We start from the raw sequence: 18472 nt of genomic DNA, 5'->3' as shown, positions 1-18472 counted from the left end.
TCAGGTCGGTAGCAACAGGAAGAGATCAGCGCGTAACGGCAGCGGGGCGCAGGCGGCGGGTGGCAATGCCCTGGACCCAGGCCAGCAAGGCCACGCGCTTGCGCACCAGCACATAGGCCGCCCCAGCCACCGCGGCGCCCACCACCATGTCGACCAGGTAATGCGATCCCTCGATCGGGGTGGCGGCCAGCAGCACGAGGTTGAGCGGCACGATCAGTGGGCGCAGGTGCGCGATCCGCCACGAAAAGGTGATGAACAGCAGGCCGCACACAGTGTGGAAGCTGGGCGCGGATACCAGGCCAGTGACCGAAGACAGCTCGATTCCGGCCAGGCGATGGGCGCGCAGGGCGGCGATCACCGTGCCCTGGTCCAGCCCGTTGCTGGGCGCATAGGGCACCGCGCCGTGCCACAGGTGCGATAGCGCGCCGCGTGCCGGGAACAGCGGAAACAGCACCAGCGTGATGACCGCGGCCAGCCAGAAGGTGAGCAGGAACTCGCGCGCCTTGTCGCGTTCTCCCTTCCAGCTGTGCCAGATCAGAATGGCCCAGGGGTACAGGAACACGGCGTTATAGGCCGCCGATCCGGTATATTGCAGCACCGGATGGCGCACCACCAGGGCATAGAGGCCGAGCCAGTCGAAATGCAGTGCCTCGTCCCACCGTTGCAGGGCATCGTCACAGAACCCGCGCGAAATCGCTGCCACCTGATAGCTGGCCACCGCGCCAAGCACGCCGATCGCGATCAGGATCAGGCCATATTCGCTGAGGTTGCGCAGCCGGGCCTGCAACGGCGTGGTGGCGCGGGCACAGTGGCGCCAGGTGGCCAAGAACAGGGCGACAATCAGGGCCAGCACCGCGAAGGACGGGCTCGCCACCACGACTGGAAGGCGATTGCCCACCATCATGGCCATGACGACCAGCGCCGAACCGCCGACCAGTGCCCAAAGGCAGCGATCGACCGGCGGCGCGGCGCGTACGGGCGCCAACGATGTTTCAGGCGTCATCGGCTGGAAAGGGTGGGCCGTGCCGCTGGGTGGTGGAACGGGCATCGGGCGCGGCCGCGAAGGACCAGGGTGTGGCGGCGGCGCAAGAGACCGGGGCTGGACAGCATCATCACAAGGTTCTCGTTCGATCTGCGGGCGCATCAGGCCTGGTCCCTTGTGGTCTGTCGCGCCGCAGATGAGAGAAACGCGATGGGCGCTGTCGCCAAGCTGAACCGGGCGGGCGTTTGCCCCAGAATGTCGCCGTCGGCCTGGATCGGCACGGCGTCCTGCCCTGTCACCGTGACGGTCTGCGCCGAAAATCGCTGCCAGGCCGGATCGGCAAAGCGGGGGTTGACCATGGCCGCCAGCGCCAGCCGCGCAATGTCGCGCCGGCGCGCGCGCGGCAGCAGCAGCACGCGAAATTCGCGGCAACGCAAGTCTGCCTGGGGATCGAGAGTCCACGGCCCGGCATAGAAGCGGCCCTTGAGTACGAAAACCGCTTCGGCGCGGTGGGCTGCGCCGTTGATCGTCACGGCCAGGGCCGGGCGAGGCCAGCGCCAGAGCTGGGCAATCAGCGCCAGGCCATATGCGGCGCGGCCCCACCGCCGCTTGGCCTCAGGCGTCACCCGCGCCACCACGGCGCTGTCTGGCCCGACCGAGGCGCAGCACAGGAAGGCCGCGCCATCGAGCAGCCCATGATATTGCAGGGCAGGGGCATCATCCTGCGCCAGTGCCGCCACCAGCCCTGCCGGATCGGTGCCGCAGCCGGTTTCACGGGCGATAAGGTTCACCGTCCCGGCCGGCAGCAAGGCGTGGCGCACGGCTGGCGCGGGCGTGATGCGTGGCGCGTGCAGTTCGGCTTCCACCACCAGCCGCGCGGTGCCATCGCCGCCGACGATGCAAACGACATCGGCGCGGTGGCACTGCGGCGCGCGGGCATAGTCAAGGCTGTCGACCAGGCGCGTGGCGTGGCCGGCGGCGGTCAACGCGGCGCGCCAACGTTCCAGCGTGCGCGCGCAAAAATTCCCGGCATGGGGATTGTAGACCAGCGCGACAGACGGCGCTGGAGCAGGAGAGGGGGCAACAGGCAGGGCGGAAAGCAAAGGCGCCGGGGCTTGTCTTGCCAGGGCGCGATCAGCCATCGGCCGTCCCGCCGTCCCGGCCAAGCCATCGATATACGCGCAACAACCCCAACCTCCAATCGTCCCCGGCGCGGGGCAATAGCTGTTTGACGCTGGTATAACAACGCCGATTGCGCCCGCATTGGGTCAGGTCGGTCCCGCTTCCGCACGAAACGGGGTGCCCGCGTGCTCATGGGCAGGCTGCTGGAGACAAGCAGCGCGTTGTGCGCAAAAGCAAGTTCTGGCGCATATGGAGGGTGCTCTGCCCGCGCCGGTTGGCTTCATGGACAGCAAATCTGGCTGGGGCGGCAGGATTCTAAGAGCCCGATCCGAAAGTTGTTGAGCGATATCAGTCCATGCCATTGGTCACACCATCTTCTCGCAAGGACGGCGTGAATCACAACATACTGGTATCGCTTAACAACTTTCGGATCGGGCTCTAAAAGACCGGTCTGAGGATGACTATTCCCTGATTGGCGCAGGCGCGTTGGTCGAGATGAGCCCCCGCTCGTGGAACCGAACTGCGTCACACTTTCCTTGACAGGCGCGCGCTAGATGGGCCGATTTCCAAATAACACAACATAATGAAATTATATAAAATTTTAAGTTTATCAATTGAATTTCCACTGCCGCCCGGAATGGCAGTTCCGGCAAAAAGTTTTGCTAGCGTTGTCATTTATGACCTTGCGCCGACATAACTCGGCCGAAAATCGAGGATAAAATTTCAAGCTATACCGTGATGATCAGGGGAAATTTTATTCTTAGAATATCAAAAATATATGTAATTAAGATATAATTATATTATGAACTTATTAATCAAAAGGATTGTGCGATGTGTATCGTTCGTCCACAAAACGAATATTGTTCGTAAATGCGTCAATATCCTTTTGTGCAAGGTTGCGAAGGATCGAGTCAATACGACTCTGCATCTGCTCGAGGCTGTCATTCAAGATGAAGCTGGCCGATTTTCCAGTCTTACGAAATATTTCCGATCGGTGAGATTCTGGAATGTCGATATAGCTTTTTACCAATTTGGGTAGATGCTGCTCGCGCATTTGGTCGATGTCGATGCGCGAGAAGCCCGGCATGTCCTCGCGATCAAGCGCAATTTCTACTTCGCGCAAGCACGCGAGAATGCGCCGGATGCGGTCCTTCGCGCTGGGCGGAATGCGGCTGTCTTCATAATCGACAGCCACTGGCGGGGTCGCGGCCGGAGCGGGTGCAGGCGGGAGTGCAGAGGCTGCTCCGCCTCGAAGCGCCTTTCCGATGCGGGCAATGAAGCTGTCGTTGCTCATTTCATTCACGCCCTTGTGTCTTCTTGCAAAGCCAGATCTGTTACGTCCCTGTATTCCCTGATCCGATGCCAGAACAAAGTCTGCTCGTGGCGGCCCGCGGAAAAGGCGAACATATACTACCCTCACTGTGGCCAAAAACAGCAGAGCAGACAAAACGGCCCAAAACATGGTTCAGTTCGCTGTCGGGAGAAAATCGCCGGTAGAAGGCCCTGCGCCTTGAGCACGGGTGATGTAATCCTGCGCTTTTTCCGTTTCTACAGACAGCGAGTTAATTGTGGCTTTCATTGCATCCAGAGCCTTGAGCTTGAAGGAGTCGACGGCATCCATCGTCGCGTAGATGTTCTGGAATGCGCGCTGGAGCACCTCGACCTGGATCGTTGCCGAAGCGGCCTGTTCGTGGATCGCGGTCGTTTGCGTGCGCAGGAGGTTGCCCGTGGACTCGATCATGCCGGCTGTCGTCGAGTTGAGCGCCGTGATCTGATTGAGCACCAAGCGCTGGTTGTTGAGGGCCTGTGCGACGGTGACTGCCGTACGCAGTGCGGCAATCGTCGTCGTGGTCGCGCGATCGACTCCCTTGATCAGTTCGACGTTGTTCTTTCTGATCAGGTCGAGCGCGAGATAACCCTGAACAGATACAGTCATCTGCGTGAGAAGGTCGGTTTGGCGTTGACGAACACAGAACAAGGCATTTTCACGCATCGCGCGGGACTTGGCCGGATCGTAACTGTCGAGCTCGGCGCACTTCTTTTCCAGCTTGGTGTCGAGCATCTTGGTGACGACGATCATCTGCTCGAGTTTGTCCATCAGTTCCCAGATCTTGTCGCGCTCCGTCTCGATCGCGATGTTGTCTTGGAGCAACTCATCCTTGCCCTGAACGAGGCTGGTGATGATGGCCTGGATATGATCCTGGGCCGAGGCGTAGCGATCGAAGTACGCTTTTATCCTGTTGCCGAAGGGGATGATGCCGAGAAGCTTGCGCGGCTTGAGGAGATCGCCTTCACGAGCCGGGTCGAGCCGGTCGATCACAGTGCGCAGATCGAGCAAGGCGCGACCGACGCCGCTTTCATTGCCCATCGCCGTGGCCGGCATGTCGAGAAAGCGGCTGGATACGCTCGACAGCGCCACGATTTCTTTCTGACCAATGCTGGCTAGCTGGCCGGCTACCTTGCCAAATTCGGGGCTCTGCGTGTCGTGCTTGAGAAGGTCGGCGACATAGGCGTCAACTTTGCCCTGAAGGTGCGTTCGCACTTCATCGGAGACGGGAACGAGGCCGGCAGCCTGCTCAACGGGAACGGCGGCCACAGGATCAGGAGCAATCAGGGCAAGCTGAGACATGACAAGCCTTTAGCACAATGGAGCGAATCTAGAGCCGGGCGGCACTCCATGCAATCGGTCACAGGAGGCTGGGACGAGATTGTCAGGCCACCCGGATCGCCGGGATCAGATCGCTCGCTGCGACGCCGAAGGCCCGTGCGCGTGCGATGACGTTTCCAGCCCACCGGCGGTGCGTGGCAGGCTCGCACATGCTGCCTCGCGAGCCGAATACGGCGCGTGCATCAGCCTCGAGGATCGCCTGCGCCTCCAGAAGCTCGCAAGGGCTCGGCTGATAGCAACCATGAATCATGCCGATCTGGCAGGGGTGGATCGCGGTCTTGGTGAAAAGGCCGTGCTCGATATCCTGCTCGACTTCCTCACGCAGCAGGTCGAGTGAGGCATAGTGCTCGAAAACCGGCGCTGCGACGGCGAAGCCTGCCGGGATAAATGTTCCTGCGATGTCCCGGATGACAGCGCCGAGCGGTCCTTCGTAGGCTGTGCGGTGCTTGGAGCGTCGCACACCGAGAATGTTGAGGATGTCGTGGCCGCCAATACGGATCGCGGTGACTCGCTCACGCAAGGGCAGCAACTGCTTGCACAACTGCGCAAGCGCAGCACGATCGAAAGCGTCAATTCCCTCAATGGTCGGCATGAAAGCGTGGTTGTTTCCCAACATGATTGACAGCCAGTGGGCAACGTTGCTCGCTTCCACCTTGGGTAGCACGAAGCCATCCACGGCATGAATGCCGGGTAGGCCAGCCATCCATACCAGCATGCCGAAGTCGCGTGGCCTCACATAGATCGTGAGGCGTGAGGTGATCGTGGTCAGTGTCAGCAAGAAAGACGCAAACCGCACCCGCGCGGCGTCAAGCTCGTCTTCGCTGATGGAATCCTCAAGGCACACACGATCGAGCGCAGATCGGGACTGCCGCCAAGGCAGATGTCGAGGAGATTTGGGCGCAGCACCGGGATGTAGAGGGTTGCGCCAAGGGCAATCGCATTCATTCTTGAGCGCCTCCAAGCTTCCTGATGATCGCGACCGCGCGATAGGTCGACAGGTCGCGTTCGATGATGGGCACGCCGGCGGTTCGCGCAAGCAGGATCATGTGCTGGACCTCAGGATCGTCGATATCGGCGAGGTAGAGCTTTTCCGGTACGCGACGCAGGATGGCACGGGTTGCTTCCGCCACGCCAGGCTTGATCCGGTTCACGTCGCGGATCCCGTCGTCGGCCATAATCGACGCGAGCAGGGCCTGGCAGTTCGTGCGGGCAGCCGTCGCGCCGACCTGGTGCAGACCTGCCGGCCGTGCTGGATCGATCGGCGCCGCTTCGATCGCGCTGATAAAGGCCGCACTCATGTCGTGTGGGCGATGTTCTTCCATGAAGTTGCAGGCATGGAAGTCTCCGGGACCGACCAGATCGTCATTGAGTACCGAGCGACTGATGAGACCCGAGACGATCCCGTTAAGCAAGCCGCTCGGGATGACATAATCTTCGGTGGTCGCGGCAAGATCGGCGCAGCCAGCGGGATCCGCAACGACCGCCAGGAAGGCTTTGAATCCCAGGTCGCTGTTCGCCAGTGACGTCACGAGCTGCCTGGTGATCGCGCCCTTTCCGGTCCAGCCATCCACGAAGATCGAAGTATCGACCCCGTGGCGTTGCTTGATGAAGCGCAGAGCATTCTCGTCAATGCCACGATCGCGGATGATCGAGATCGAGTAGTGGTGGGCGACGATGCCCATGCGCGCGAGCGCGCGCTTGAGCAGGACGCCGATTGGCGTGCCGGCGCGGGCCAGCGAGATCACCACGCATTCCCGCGACGTTTCCGGTCGTGCCGCCACGGCGCTGGCGAGTCGTGCGATGTCGGTATGCAAAGCGGAGGCATTGCGCTCGAGCGCTTCGCGGTACAGCGCCAGATAGCGCGCATCGGGCAACTGCTCGGCGCTGAGCATTTCTGAATAGTGACGCCTACCCGACTGGATCAGCGTCTCCTTCTGCTCGATAGAGATTGGAGTGATTGCTGCCGGCTTCAACAGGATCTGGACGTCGCCGGGATCGTAAGAGCCAGAGAAGGGCGCTGCCTGCGTATTGTTGGTCAGCAGCACCACACATTCCCCAGCTTCATCTCGGCCCATACCTGGGATGTGGTCGGGGTCATGGCGTAGTCACATAGATCCATGAAGCCGACGTCGGAGTGGCTGTCTCCCACACCCACCACGAGAAGATCGTGGTCTACTGCTCGCGCGTTCTCGATCAGGTAGCGCGCCGCGTCCCGCTTGTTCAGCCATGGCGGCAGGAAGGCGAGATTGTTGCCGTTGCGATGCGTGCGCCAGCCCTCTGGCAACATTGCATTGAGGGAGGGCTCGACGTCCTTGAGCATGTCGCCTTCGTCGATGTTGCTTTTGACAACAAGGTAGAGGTCAAGATCGCCCTCCTGGACGAGCCAATGGCGATATTCTTCGCCAGCAATGACATGGCGGAGTTGGGCATAGGCGTCAGCGGGCGCGACACCACGTCGCGACTGTTCGTGCAGGCGCGCATGCCAATCAGCATCCACGTCGCCGTTGGCAGTGACAATGCAGCCGCCGTTCGAGCAAATTGCAGGATGCTGCTCGATTTTGACGCGGCCGAGCACTGCTCGGCTGCGAGCCGTAACCGGAACGACCTTGCCTTGCTGTAGCCAATCCAACATATGCTGTTGGCGGCGTGTGGCAAAGCCGCTTTCCTGACCATCCGCAAGGTAGCTCACGGCGAGCAGCGCTCTATCCTCCGGCGGACACTTGCGGGCCGTCTGGAAGAGGGTATCGTCAAGGTCTGTAAGGATCAACATTACGTGGTCGGGCCTTCCTGTCCTGCGCGCGCAGGAACACTTGCATGCTCTCCGCCTGTCCCGATCAAGGATCGAGGGGGCGGCGGCGACCTCCTGGCGCATCGGGTGATCGCGTCGTTATCAAAGCCGCTTTAGCAGACCGAGACGTTGTCCTGCTCGGCCTGGGCCCAAATTCCCTCGGTCCAGAGCGGAGGCAGGGAGCGATGCTTCTCGTTGATCGTTGTAATGCCCAAGCACTAGCGGTGTCGCGTCGGTGCCCGCGCCGCCTAATGTGGCGGCCATGCTGCTGCTTACACAATACGGTCATAGCGGCAATGCACCAGTTCCACAGGGATTGTGCTGCCGAATTCACGTAATGCAGCCCGTGCATCATTCACTTGCTCGCCGATGGCTTCGGCTGCGATGATCACGCGATCAGGGCGGTGTTCCAGTAGGTTATAGAGGAAGCAGGGGGCGCCCGAGCCGAAGCTGTCGGTAAAGCGTGAGCGGGTGCGCATGGCATGGCCAGTGATTGCTGGCGTTCGGGTGATGCTTTGCACAGCGGCGATACCGCCCTGCGCTTCGATTTCTTCCGCGATGTTTAGCGCTTCATACGAGTGCTCTCCGTCGCCGAGAACGAGGATGCGCTCGCCAGCCTCGCAGAGGATGTGCGGGCGGCGGGCGGCTTCGGGTCGCCACAGGCCGCACCGGCTGCGCATACCAGTCTCGGGCGCGATTCCAGCACCATTCGATCCAGCTGCGAGCTGAGGCGAGGGGGCCGCAGGATTGGTCTCCCATGTCATGCTGCCCGACAACAGGGAACGGCCCCTCGCCGGGCGCGGCATCAGGGGAAGGTAATTGCCGCCGCTCCAATCGGTGATGCAACACGTCTCGGCCTGGACCATCTGTGGCATCAGATGGAGCATGCCTTCAGCCGCAGAGACGAACGTGCTGCCAGTGGAGCATTCATCATCCACCACAACCAATGTTCGGGCCGTCGAGATGAAATCCAGCATTGCCGATTCTGCGATCTGCACGAGGTGGGAGGTTGCGTGACTATGTCCTTCCTCGAATGTTGCAATTGGCGTCAGGCCCTCCACACGCTGGCGCGAGGTCTGGAGATAGAGCGAGGCAGCATCGGGGTTGCGCGCTTGGTAGGCGGCAAAGACACCTTGGCCAAGCGCGGTGGCCGTCTCTGCCATCCCGAGAAAGACGACTGGCTGCGGCAGATCGGTCCCGAGTGATGCGGCGAGTTCATCCATCGTCGCGCGCATGGCTGCTGGCCGCGCTGGGATGTGCCGCCCGAGAACTTTGGAGACGACCAGGAAGCCACGCTTCGGATTGGCGCGGGCAGCAAAGGCGCACAGGGCATCGATGTCCGCATCCTTGTCGATCGTGACGTTGAGTGTGCCGGTGGGTAGCACGACCTGCTTTTGAACGGCGGCTGTGGCGGTGATCTGGTCAGTCACTGGCTTTCTTCTTCCCACGCCTAGTTTCGATCAAGGCTGATTAGATTTGAATTTAGGGCACGGCGGCAATCGCAGGCGAGACGTCAAGTCAGAGGCTGCTGTAAGAGAAGCATGCCACGTGAATTTGTAGCGATGTTCGCGCCAAAGTTGCGCAACAAGTTGTGCGGATCGATTGCGGTGATTTGCGATATGTCCACATTTCGCCACGCATCGCGCGTCACTGAAACGGTGGCAACGTACTCATCTGAAAGACGTCCTGTCGCCGTGTTTCTTTGGGTATAGGCCGATAGCGCAACGGTCTGGACCGCGCTTGATGCTGCAAAACTGTGTCCGACCAAGCGGACGATAGCAGAGCAGACATGGTCCAGATAGAGATTCGCGAGGTCGTTCTGGCTCAAAGGCTTTTCGGACAGTTCCATCTTGGATATCAGCACAGTCCAGCGAGTGGAGGGCATGTCCTCAATTTCTGGAAGATCTACGTCGAGCAGCAAGCGTCCGTTGCTGACGTCGAGCGCGACGTTCGTCTCGGTAGGCCAGTCGAGAGGACCAAGCGCTTGCAGGACCGCGTTGGCCACGGCCGCATCATCCGGTCCGGAATTCGCCTGGTCAGCGCGCCACTTCATCAGGGCTTCCATATATTCGCCATGTGCAGCGAAATCGTGAGACTTCGGCTTCCCGGTGTTGCTTGTCCTCGCCTGAGCGACAGAGCGCGGGATATCGTGATGAAGGTGGCGCAGAAGGTTGAGCGCTTCATTGCGTGTTGCGGCGTTGGCTTCGAGCAGATCCCGGATCAAATTCTTCATCTGCGATTTCACACCCGGAATGTGCGCAGGGTGGATGGGGGCGCCATCGCCATCGACCAATTCAATGCCGTTGCCGACCATCCGGGCCTGAGCAGAGGCTGGCATCGGCGGCAGGCCTGGCGGATTCCCGCTCGCCCGAGACCGGCTATCGGGCTTGTCCAGGCGTTCACGCCAACTCAGGCCGCTGCCGGGAAGGCCGACATTGCCGTAGACGCCGTTCTTGCCAACTGTGACCGATGCGCCGCGCGGCCCGGCGCTCATTGATATGCCTGACTTCGACAGGTTCAGCCGCAGACCGGGGCAGAGGGTGATACGCTTCTGAAATCGGAAACCCATGACCGTTCCTAAGCAAGTACGGTGATGCTGACGACCGAGTCGCGCAGTCGATTGACAACCGAGCGGCGGTTGGCGTCGTAAAGCACGGTGATGTCCGGCAGAGGCATGCCAGCCGCGGCAATCAACTCATAGACGAGGCTGGCTTTGACGCCGAAGTTGACGTTTTCCGAGATGCTGCCACGTTTGCGCACGTCGCGGTGGGCGAGCGATGCGGAGGTGATGCCCACAACATTACCGGCCTCGTCAATGATCGCGCCGCCAGACGAGCCCGAGCCGATCGGAGCGGTAAACTGGAAGCGCGAAACGTCTCCCATACCGCCGGTCAACCCCGAGACGTTTCCAGTCGTTACCTTGAGGTCGCCGCCGAGGAGATCCATCAGCGGGAAGCCCGAGGCCATGATGCTTTCACCCAGCCACAGCGGTGCCGCCAACCGGAGGGGGAGTGGTTCGCCTTGAACATTGCCTTGCAGCAGCGCGAGGTCATGAAGTTCATCGACCGCCAGGGCAGTGACGAACGTCCGGGTGCGACTCAGGAAAAAGCTGGTGCCGCCTTCGATCACGTGGGCATTGGTGACGATCAGGTTCGAGCCGACGATCACACCGCTGCCGGTGCCAATCGTGCTGCCTGAAGGTCTGCTATCGTGATGATCCGGCCCGAGCGGCGGCGTCTGCTCTGCATTCCGTCGTTTCCGATGCGGGATCGAGATTGATGTGAAATTGCGCGCGCGAATGTAAGCATCAATCCCGAACGTATATCCTTCGTTCGAGACTTTGATACGCAGAGTCCCGTCGCGGGTATAGATCTCACCGATGATGACCGCAGCCAACTGCTCGCTCGGTGCGGGCAGCCTGTAGTGATCTGAGCCTATTTGTAGGCTCGCAGGATAGGCATAGCTGGCGAAGCCGCCCTGTGTGTCGTCGGTGATGTACACGATGATATCCGCTTGCTTGCCGATGCGGTGCAGCGATTGTAGCGCCCACTGCCCATGGTCGATCTGATCGAAGGCGATGGCCTGTCCTTGTGGGGTGATGGCCGCGACTGCCAGGCGGCTGGCATCGCGTCCATCAAAACGAACCGAGATTCCCTGCCCCTCGGGCAAGGAGAAGCGCTGACCAGGTTGCAGGTCGTTCATCGCGTTTGGTGCTCCGACATCTGGGTGATGCAGGAAATGGTCTCGATCTTGCAGTCGAGATCTGGCCGCGAGATTGTATCAGGCGTAAGACGGCCGCTCAGCAGGCCGCCCCAATCGGCAAGAAGGCCAGTGCCAAACTCTTCACCATAGATCGACCCGCCGGCCGGCCGGGCGTTGATCTCAAGCACTCTCCAGCTGCCATCTCTGGCCTTGCGGAACTGGGCGTTGATCACCCCGTGCAGGCCAAATCTTCCGACCAGTTTGCGAGCCTGTTCCTCAAGAGGGTGATAGGTCTGCAAGCGTTGGTATGCGGCTTCTTTGGTGCGGGCAACGTACTTCAGGATAATGCCGTGGTGGCACAATACGTCGAACGATACCTCCGGACCTGGCAGATATTCCATCAGGACGAAGGGCGCGAGCGGGCGCTCTGCCTCCTCGAAACGCAGCGCCGCAAGGAACAGGTCCTGCTGCATGGTGCGAGCATCCGGATTGATGATGTGCGAGAGCGGCGATTCTCGGGTCAGGCGCCAGAAGCCGTGCCCGTTGACACCGCTGCGCGGCTTTATGCAGAGCGAGGTTTCATCCGGCAGCGCGGCGAATGCCGCAAGTGCGGCAGCAAGATCGGCGGAACTGGCGATGTTGATGGTCTCGAGGTGGAACGGCTCGCCAGCAATGGCATCGGCAAAGGCGAACTTGTCGTCGAGGAGTTCGAGCGTAGCGATATCGGCTGGCAGATGGACCGCACAAGGCAGCGCGATGCCGGCAAGAAGCTTGCGGTGCCGCGTTGGAATGAACAGGTCGATTTCGTTCTCGATGATCTGGTTGCGCACCCATGCGACATAGGCCTCGTCGTCGACAGTAGGCTCAACCCAGGTGTCATATGCCCCGGCATGGACCGGCCTGTTCTTGTCCACGCTGGTGACGACCTCAAGGTCGGTGTCTGCTGCCATCATCGCCTTGGCGATGGGAGCCAGCGAGAAGCCGCGATTGAACCAGATACGCATCGGATGTCCTGAAAGAGATAAAAGGGACGCACTCAGCGTGTCCGCAGGATGCCCTTGGCGCGCGCGGCTTTGAGCCAGGCCGGGAATTCGGAAAGCAGGCGGTCATAAAGTTCCTCGTCGGTGATCTTGGCGAGATCGTTGACGGCGAAGAAACCGGCGTTGTCGACGACACGGTTCGGCAGCGTGTCGAGGCTACGCAGCATGCCGAAGTTGCTGTTGCCAATGCCAACGAACTGCCAGAAGATCGGCTTGTGTGCCGCGTTGGTAATGATGCGGGCGATGTCCTTGCTCGGCGCAAACCCGCCGTCGGTCATGAAGATCACAAGGAGCGGCGTAGTGCGGTCGGCAGGCTCGTCGGCGAGCAAAGCATTGAGAATGACGATCTCGTTGTTGACCCCGCCGATGGTGACCTCGCCCTTGCGATTGATTGATGCACAAGAGTGCTTCTGCACGCCTTGGACAGGCTTCATCGGGCCGGGGAGGGTGCGAGGTACGTAACCCTCATAGTTCTTCGCGGTAATGTCCTCGGTGCGGGCACAGCCCGAAGCGTAGAACCAGGTCGGCATGGTGCCATCATCGTCGAGGCGCAGGCTGACGGGCACGATCCTTTCGACCGTTTCCTGCACTGTACCGTTGCTGTAGAGTCTGCTCATGGAGCCGGTTGCGTCGATCACGAAGAGGACTTCCGCCTTCTCCTGGTCGATCCCGAGCTTCTTGAGCGAGACGCCGACCTTCTGCTTGCGCAAGTCGACCTTGCTCAGGGAGACCGGTGGCGACGAAGGTGGAGGAGGTGGTGCTGCCGGGGCTACTTCCACCTCGCCACCGAGGTGACGGACGAGGTTGGCGAGGCCACCAGAAAAGCCCTGCACCACCGCGCCAATGCGCCATGCTCCGTTGTGGCGATAGAGGTCGAGCAGGATCACCGCCTTTTCGTCGCCGAGATGGGGCAGGGGCTGAACCAAAGCTACACCAGCGAAGTCGGCGCAGAGTTCACGCGCCTGCTTGAGCGGCACCGTATCATGGCTTGCGACGAGCGAGATGCGATCCAGCGAGGCTGGTAACCGATCGAGGGCGATCGAGATGACTGTTGCGCCCGACGTGCGGCGATAGGCGATGGCGCCGTCGGGACTGCGTTCGTTGCTGAAGAGAATGGTGTAGCGATCATCAGCAATCTTGCGCTCGGCATTCAGCCCAAAGGCGACGATGTCGATGTCGTCAGGTGCATGGCGGACGGTAACGTCGAGCTGACGGCTGGCGGTCAGATCCGATACAGCGCGCTTCTCGCCGGGTGACATGGTGAGCACAACGTGTTCCTTGTTATCAAGGGACTGGGGCCGGTGCCAAGGTGACCCGGTCCCAGTCTTGGGCAAGATGGCGTGCTAAATTCCCGCAGGTTCAGACATTGACGCCCATTGCGCCAGCCAGCCCTGCCAGTCCCGAAGCCCAACCTTCGCCGATGGCCTTCACCTTGACGTCGCCGTTTGAACGATAGAGCTCAACGAAGGTCATGGCTGCATTGGTGCTGCTGTCCTCGCTGAGGTCGAAGCGAGCGAGTTCCTTGCCATCGGCATCGTTGACTACGCGCGCATAAGCATTCGAGACCATGCCGAAGTTCTGGCGGCGGGCTTGGCCTTCATAGATTGTCACGGCGATCACGATCTTTTTTACCGTGTCTGGAAGCTTGGCGAAGTCCACCTTGATGGTTTCGTCGTCGCCGTCACCGGCACCGGTGCGGTTGTCTCCGCCATAGATAACGGCACCTTCGGGTGAAATCTTGTTGTTGAAGAAGACGAAGTGGGTGTCCGAAAGAACCTTTTCATCCTGGCCGAGGATGAAGGCCGAGGCGTCGAGGTCGAACTCCTGGCCGTCGGTTTTGCGGGCGTCCCAGCCCAAGCCAACGGTGATGGAAGAAACGCCCGGCGCTTCCTTGCTAAGGTTGACGTTGCCACCTTTGACGAGGGAAACTGTCATGGGGGAGGGATCCTTAAGGCGAGGGGGCGGGGCTGTACCCCGCCCTGGGGAAAGAGATTGCCAGCTACTTGCAAAGAGAAAGATATCTTGTGGATCAAAGCTGATTCAATATCTTTCGGCATAAATTATCCGACGTTAACTCCGTAATTGGTGGCAAGCGGGGCAAGTCCTCCCTTGTAACCTTGGCCAACCGCTCGAAACTTGAAGTCTGAGCCATGGCGGTAGACTTCACCGAGGATCATCGCGGTTTCGATGGAAGCGTCCTCAGACAGGTCAAATCGGACAACTTCCTTGCCTGTTTTCTCATTGACCAGACGAATAAAGGCGTTCGAGACCTGGCCGAACGATTGGCGGCGCTGTTCCCCCTCGTGGATGGTGACGACGATGGCAACCTTGTCGACGTCAGCCGGAAGCTTGGACAGGGTGATCTTGATCTGCTCATCGTCGCCATCGCCTGCGCCCGTGCGATTATCGCCTTGGTGCACAACCGCGCCGGTTGCGACATTCATATTGTTGTAGAAACAGAAGTCGCTGTCGCTGCGCACCTTACCGTCGGTCTTGAGCAGGAATGCGGAGGCATCGAGGTCGAAATCCTGGCCGTCGGTCGAGCGTGCGTCCCAACCCAGGCCGACCATGATCTCGTCGAGGCCGGGATCTTCCTTCGACAGCGAGACATTGCCGCCTTTTGAGAGAGAAATTGCCATGGCATTGGTCCTTTCCATTTGTGGCAGTAACCGGTGGTAGAAGTTGCGTGTGCGCCGCCTGGAACACCCGCGGATCCGGAAGAGAACGACGGCTCTGGTAGAGCCGCCTAATGGATCATGTGGTATGCGTTCCTGGCACGACGTCGCCGGTCGGCAGGATCGCATCGGCCTCGCCGTCTTCCTCATACTCGTTCGGGAAAAGCTTCTTGTGGCGGATGGAGGCCCAAAGCGAGAGACCGATTATCAGCGCGCCAATGAGGCCGGTCACGACTTCGGGAGTATGCACGCGAATGCTGATTAGCATGATGACGGCCAGAGCCACGATGGCGTAGAATGCGCCTGGCTCGAGGAATCGGAACTCGCTGAGGTGGCCGCCCTTCACGAGAGCGACGGTCATGGAGCGGACGAACATGGCGCCGATCCCGAGGCCAAGCGCAATGAGCAAGATATCGTTGGTGATGGCAAAGGCACCGATCACGCCGTCGAATGAGAACGAGGCATCGAGGAATTCGAGATAGACGAAAGCCGCCGCGCCCGAACGCACAATCTTGCCTGTTGCTGCGTCTTCCTCCCCGCCCATGAAGTCGCCGAACGTCTGGACGAGGAAATAGACCGCAACGCCCGAGAAGCCGGCGATCAGAAAGGTGCGCTGTGCGGCCGCGTCGAGTGTGAACGAGAGAGCACCGATGATCGCGGCTGTCGCGATATAGGGTGCGGCCGGGACTTTGGCGAAGGCTGCGAGTGGCTTTTCGATGAAGCCGATCCAGTGGTGCTCGCGATCTTCGTCGAAAAAGAAGCTGAGACCCACCAGCATGAGGAATGCGCCCCCGAAGCCGGAGATGCCGATGTGCGCACCGGTGACGATCGCTTCGTAAAGCTTGTGGTCGGTGATCGCGATGCGCGCTGCTTCCCATGGCGTGACCATCGCGGCGAATGAGACGATCAGGATAGGGAAGACGATGCGCATGCCGAAAACGGCGATGAGAATGCCCCAGGTAAGGAAGCGACGCTGCCACTTCTCATCCATGTCCTTGAGGATCGAGGCGTTGACCACGGCGTTGTCGAGACTGAGCGAGGTTTCCATCACACCGAGCACACCGGCGAGAAAGATCATCGAGAGGGCTTGGCCGAGAAGGCCAGTCTCGGCATACCCGAGAATGCCTGCAAGAGTGAGGCAAACGATCGTAAAGACGATCGAGCCGCGGAAAGCTTGCATGGGCTAATTCCTATTTCCAGAAGCGTCTCGAAAGACGGACAGTTTTACGTTAGTCTTTGGTCGCGGAGCGCCAGTTGAAGTAGTATCCCAGCGACTCAGCGAACGGCTGTTGGCTATCGAAATACTGCATGTAGCGCTCCATCTTGAGTTCACCGTTACGGTTCTCGATGGTGGCGATGCCGCACAGACGCTTGTCGTTCCGCCCCTCGTTCATGCGTACTTCGATTTCAGGTTGACCAGGAATATTCATACGAACAACACCGTCGGTGTGGCTCCAATCAGGCACGCCGTCGTAGATCAATGCGAAGACAGCGATACGCTCGAATTCGTCGAAGTACTTGCCGTTGATCCGGATTGTCTCACCGGCGGCAACAGCGCCAGTGCGATCGTCTCCTGACAGCTCGATCCAAGGGAACTGGTGGAAGCTGCCAAAAGTCCGTCCCAGCGCTTGGACGATGCCCCCGTGCCCATCCTTCATCTGGTAAATGACACCCAGATCAAGATCGACGCCCTTTGACCGTCCAAAGAAACCCTTCTTTCCAGTGTCCTGGTTCCAGTTGAGGTTTAGAACGATTTCACCGAACGTCGAACCTTGTTTCTTCAGGCTGACGGTTGAATTGGACTTCTCCAGTGAAATCTTACGCAGCGAAACGGGTGCCGAGGGTGTCGGCGGCGGTGGCGACGGAGAAATCGGCGCTGGCGCAAGGGCGGGCGAGGATTCAGCGACATCACCGCCAAAGTGAGCCACCAGGGCGGCAAGGCCACCGTTGAAGCCTGCGCCAACCGTGCCCAGACGCCAGCCACTGGTGTGACGGTAGAACTCGACGAGCATGATAGCTTTCTCACTCGACAAGTACGGTGCTACATCGAACACGGCTTTCCCACCATCCACACTGACGATCAGGGGGCGTGAATTGGCCACCGGTTGGCTGTCATGAGTGGCGGTCAATACAATGCGTTCAATATGTGCCGGGAGAAGATCTAGTTCGAAGTTGAAGGTCGCCGTATCCGAGTAGGGGGTGAGCCTAATCGCACCTTCCGGACTATTCAGATTGCTGAACAACACAACGTAGCGGTCGTCCCCTATTTTCTTATCGGCATTAAGGCTAAAGGCTGCAATGTCGATGCCATCAAGGCCGAAGTCGATCTTCACCGTGCACGTCGTGCCGATGCCAAGATCAGACAGCCCGCGCTTTTCGCCGCGTTGTAGCTGCATGGAGGTCCCCCGTATCACATGGAAAAGCCGTGCCACTCAGGGCACGGCATTCTGAATGCGGCAATCAGATCACGCGCTTAGCGTCGCCTACCAGATTCTTGACAGTTTTGCCGTTGGTGCGGTGGCCGATCGCCTTGAATGTCCAGTCGCCCCCGTTGCGGCTCAGGGAAGCGAGGATCAGGCCCGTGTGCGGGCCACTGTCCGAGATGGGAAAACGCGCGAGTTCTTTGCCATTCGCGTTGTCGACCACCCGGCCGTAAGCATTTTCGACCTGGTTAAAGGTCTGCCCACGAAAGCTGTTAACGGTTAGCACGACATGCTCGATCTGACCCGGCAGCTGATCTAGGTTGATCGCGATTGACTCATCGTCGCCGTCGCCTTCGCCAGTCAGGTTGTCGCCGCTGTGGCGAACCGAACCGTCCTTGCTCTGCAATTGACCGAACCAGATGGCATCGATTTCGTTCTTGTTTGAGTCTAGCAGAAGTGCTGAGGCATCGAGGTCGATGCTGTCGTTGCCACCGCCAAAAACCTTGCCAAAGAAGCCCTTAGGCTTGGCAACATCCCAGCCCACGCCCAGCGTGATTGCCGATAGGCCATTGGGTGCTTGCTTTGAGAGGCTAACGCTCTGATTTTTAGAAAGTGAAACTGACATAGATTCCCCGGTTGATAATTTCCGACCATTTTGGAATTTTACGTCTCAGATTATTTGACTGCATACTAACGTGAGCATCGAGCATTAAATTTCGTATATCCAGCAGCGGGCGTCGGTTGGCCTCCAGCACTGCTTACTTGTTTGGAAAATATTGAAACTTTTCAGAATCTTGCGATCACGGCGTGGTCTTGGCTGTGCGAAATTCTGACCTGCTCCGACCTCGTCTATAGCACTCTTTTCGTTAGATTTTCCCGCTGACCTTACGCCGATTTCAATTTATCTCAACCATAGATTTCCAATTGGTGAAAGTCATCACTCTTTTATGAGCAATTTGTGGCAGAAGGAGGTGCTTATTACGTGTCGGCGCCCATTCATCGCAGCAGCAGTTATGGCATCAGTTAAATGTGCCCCCGTGTTGGAGAGCATTTGGCCCGTAGCTGTGGCTCG

At 59.6% G+C, this 18472-nt stretch carries 17 protein-coding genes; all 17 read right to left on the bottom strand.

The window, feature by feature from the left end; genetic code table 11:
- Nucleotides 1-25 precede the first annotated feature (25 nt).
- Nucleotides 26-1003, bottom strand: a complete 978-nt coding sequence (locus tag IP65_RS14040; RefSeq protein ID WP_054132139.1) for a phosphatase PAP2 family protein — start codon at nt 1001-1003, stop codon at nt 26-28.
- Between the two features lie 140 nt (nt 1004-1143).
- On the bottom strand, nt 1144-2124 hold the full coding sequence (locus IP65_RS14035; protein ID WP_082350166.1) for a diacylglycerol kinase family protein: 981 nt from the start codon (nt 2122-2124) through the stop codon (nt 1144-1146).
- A 791-nt stretch (nt 2125-2915) separates the two neighbouring features.
- Nucleotides 2916-3398, bottom strand: a complete 483-nt coding sequence (locus tag IP65_RS14030; protein ID WP_022675145.1) for a hypothetical protein — start codon at nt 3396-3398, stop codon at nt 2916-2918.
- Nucleotides 3399-3569: 171 nt separating this feature from the next.
- On the bottom strand, nt 3570-4733 hold the full coding sequence (locus IP65_RS14025) for a toxic anion resistance protein (protein WP_022675144.1): 1164 nt from the start codon (nt 4731-4733) through the stop codon (nt 3570-3572).
- 82 nt (nt 4734-4815) lie between these two features.
- Entirely contained in the window at nt 4816-5568 is a 753-nt protein-coding gene (locus tag IP65_RS14020; RefSeq protein ID WP_231627724.1) for an HpcH/HpaI aldolase/citrate lyase family protein, read from the bottom strand.
- A gap of 145 nt (nt 5569-5713) precedes the next feature.
- Complete coding sequence (locus IP65_RS14015; RefSeq protein WP_028657544.1) at nt 5714-6817, bottom strand: cysteine protease StiP family protein; 1104 nt, start codon at nt 6815-6817, stop codon at nt 5714-5716.
- On the bottom strand, nt 6808-7542 hold the full coding sequence (locus IP65_RS14010; protein WP_028657543.1) for a sucrose-6-phosphate hydrolase: 735 nt from the start codon (nt 7540-7542) through the stop codon (nt 6808-6810). The genes IP65_RS14015 and IP65_RS14010 overlap by 10 nt, the downstream gene beginning before the upstream one ends.
- Nucleotides 7543-7832: 290 nt before the next feature.
- Nucleotides 7833-8990, bottom strand: a complete 1158-nt coding sequence (locus IP65_RS14005; RefSeq protein ID WP_022675140.1) for a phosphoribosyltransferase domain-containing protein — start codon at nt 8988-8990, stop codon at nt 7833-7835.
- A gap of 83 nt (nt 8991-9073) precedes the next feature.
- The gene (locus IP65_RS14000; RefSeq protein ID WP_082208989.1) at nt 9074-10129 is read right to left on the bottom strand and encodes a DUF4236 domain-containing protein; all 1056 of its coding nucleotides are present in this window, start codon (nt 10127-10129) and stop codon (nt 9074-9076) included.
- An 8-nt stretch (nt 10130-10137) separates the two neighbouring features.
- Nucleotides 10138-11262, bottom strand: coding sequence for a S1C family serine protease (locus tag IP65_RS13995; protein ID WP_197279257.1), 1125 nt, complete (start codon nt 11260-11262; stop codon nt 10138-10140).
- A complete protein-coding gene (locus IP65_RS13990; RefSeq protein WP_022675137.1) occupies nt 11259-12266 on the bottom strand; it encodes an ATP-grasp domain-containing protein in 1008 nt (335 codons plus the stop codon). The genes IP65_RS13995 and IP65_RS13990 overlap by 4 nt, the downstream gene beginning before the upstream one ends.
- 32 nt (nt 12267-12298) lie before the next feature.
- The gene (locus IP65_RS13985; protein ID WP_022675136.1) at nt 12299-13561 is read right to left on the bottom strand and encodes a VWA domain-containing protein; all 1263 of its coding nucleotides are present in this window, start codon (nt 13559-13561) and stop codon (nt 12299-12301) included.
- A gap of 100 nt (nt 13562-13661) precedes the next feature.
- Nucleotides 13662-14237, bottom strand: coding sequence for a TerD family protein (locus IP65_RS13980; RefSeq protein ID WP_022675135.1), 576 nt, complete (start codon nt 14235-14237; stop codon nt 13662-13664).
- A 125-nt stretch (nt 14238-14362) separates the two neighbouring features.
- Nucleotides 14363-14941 carry a TerD family protein gene (locus tag IP65_RS13975; protein WP_028657540.1) on the bottom strand — a complete coding sequence of 193 codons (579 nt, stop codon included), beginning with the start codon at nt 14939-14941 and terminating at the stop codon, nt 14363-14365.
- A gap of 115 nt (nt 14942-15056) precedes the next feature.
- Nucleotides 15057-16157, bottom strand: coding sequence for a DUF475 domain-containing protein (locus tag IP65_RS13970; RefSeq protein WP_022675133.1), 1101 nt, complete (start codon nt 16155-16157; stop codon nt 15057-15059).
- Nucleotides 16158-16206: 49 nt separating this feature from the next.
- Nucleotides 16207-17373 (bottom strand): TerD family protein, encoded by a 1167-nt coding sequence (locus tag IP65_RS13965; RefSeq protein WP_022675132.1) that lies wholly within the window; start codon nt 17371-17373, stop codon nt 16207-16209.
- Nucleotides 17374-17437: 64 nt separating this feature from the next.
- The gene (locus IP65_RS13960) at nt 17438-18025 is read right to left on the bottom strand and encodes a TerD family protein (RefSeq protein ID WP_022675131.1); all 588 of its coding nucleotides are present in this window, start codon (nt 18023-18025) and stop codon (nt 17438-17440) included.
- Nucleotides 18026-18472 lie beyond the last annotated feature (447 nt).

Source organism: Novosphingobium sp. AAP1 (genome assembly GCF_001295765.1).
Classification (GTDB): Bacteria; Pseudomonadota; Alphaproteobacteria; order Sphingomonadales; family Sphingomonadaceae; genus Novosphingobium; species Novosphingobium capsulatum.
This window is presented reverse-complemented; position numbering and strand designations above follow the sequence as displayed.

What these genes read in the sequence shown, in the direction of transcription:
- IP65_RS14040 (WP_054132139.1), bottom strand. Translation starts at nt 1,003, where the DNA reads ATGACGCCTGAAACATCGTTGGCGCCCGTACGCGCCGCGCCGCCGGTC.
- IP65_RS14035 (WP_082350166.1), bottom strand. Translation starts at nt 2,124, where the DNA reads ATGGCTGATCGCGCCCTGGCAAGACAAGCCCCGGCGCCTTTGCTTTCC.
- IP65_RS14030 (WP_022675145.1), bottom strand. Translation starts at nt 3,398, where the DNA reads ATGAGCAACGACAGCTTCATTGCCCGCATCGGAAAGGCGCTTCGAGGC.
- IP65_RS14025 (WP_022675144.1), bottom strand. Translation starts at nt 4,733, where the DNA reads ATGTCTCAGCTTGCCCTGATTGCTCCTGATCCTGTGGCCGCCGTTCCC.
- IP65_RS14010 (WP_028657543.1), bottom strand. Translation starts at nt 7,542, where the DNA reads ATGTTGATCCTTACAGACCTTGACGATACCCTCTTCCAGACGGCCCGC.
- IP65_RS14000 (WP_082208989.1), bottom strand. Translation starts at nt 10,129, where the DNA reads ATGGGTTTCCGATTTCAGAAGCGTATCACCCTCTGCCCCGGTCTGCGG.
- IP65_RS13995 (WP_197279257.1), bottom strand. Translation starts at nt 11,262, where the DNA reads ATGAACGACCTGCAACCTGGTCAGCGCTTCTCCTTGCCCGAGGGGCAG.
- IP65_RS13990 (WP_022675137.1), bottom strand. Translation starts at nt 12,266, where the DNA reads ATGCGTATCTGGTTCAATCGCGGCTTCTCGCTGGCTCCCATCGCCAAG.
- IP65_RS13985 (WP_022675136.1), bottom strand. Translation starts at nt 13,561, where the DNA reads ATGTCACCCGGCGAGAAGCGCGCTGTATCGGATCTGACCGCCAGCCGT.
- IP65_RS13980 (WP_022675135.1), bottom strand. Translation starts at nt 14,237, where the DNA reads ATGACAGTTTCCCTCGTCAAAGGTGGCAACGTCAACCTTAGCAAGGAA.
- IP65_RS13975 (WP_028657540.1), bottom strand. Translation starts at nt 14,941, where the DNA reads ATGGCAATTTCTCTCTCAAAAGGCGGCAATGTCTCGCTGTCGAAGGAA.
- IP65_RS13970 (WP_022675133.1), bottom strand. Translation starts at nt 16,157, where the DNA reads ATGCAAGCTTTCCGCGGCTCGATCGTCTTTACGATCGTTTGCCTCACT.
- IP65_RS13965 (WP_022675132.1), bottom strand. Translation starts at nt 17,373, where the DNA reads ATGCAGCTACAACGCGGCGAAAAGCGCGGGCTGTCTGATCTTGGCATC.
- IP65_RS13960 (WP_022675131.1), bottom strand. Translation starts at nt 18,025, where the DNA reads ATGTCAGTTTCACTTTCTAAAAATCAGAGCGTTAGCCTCTCAAAGCAA.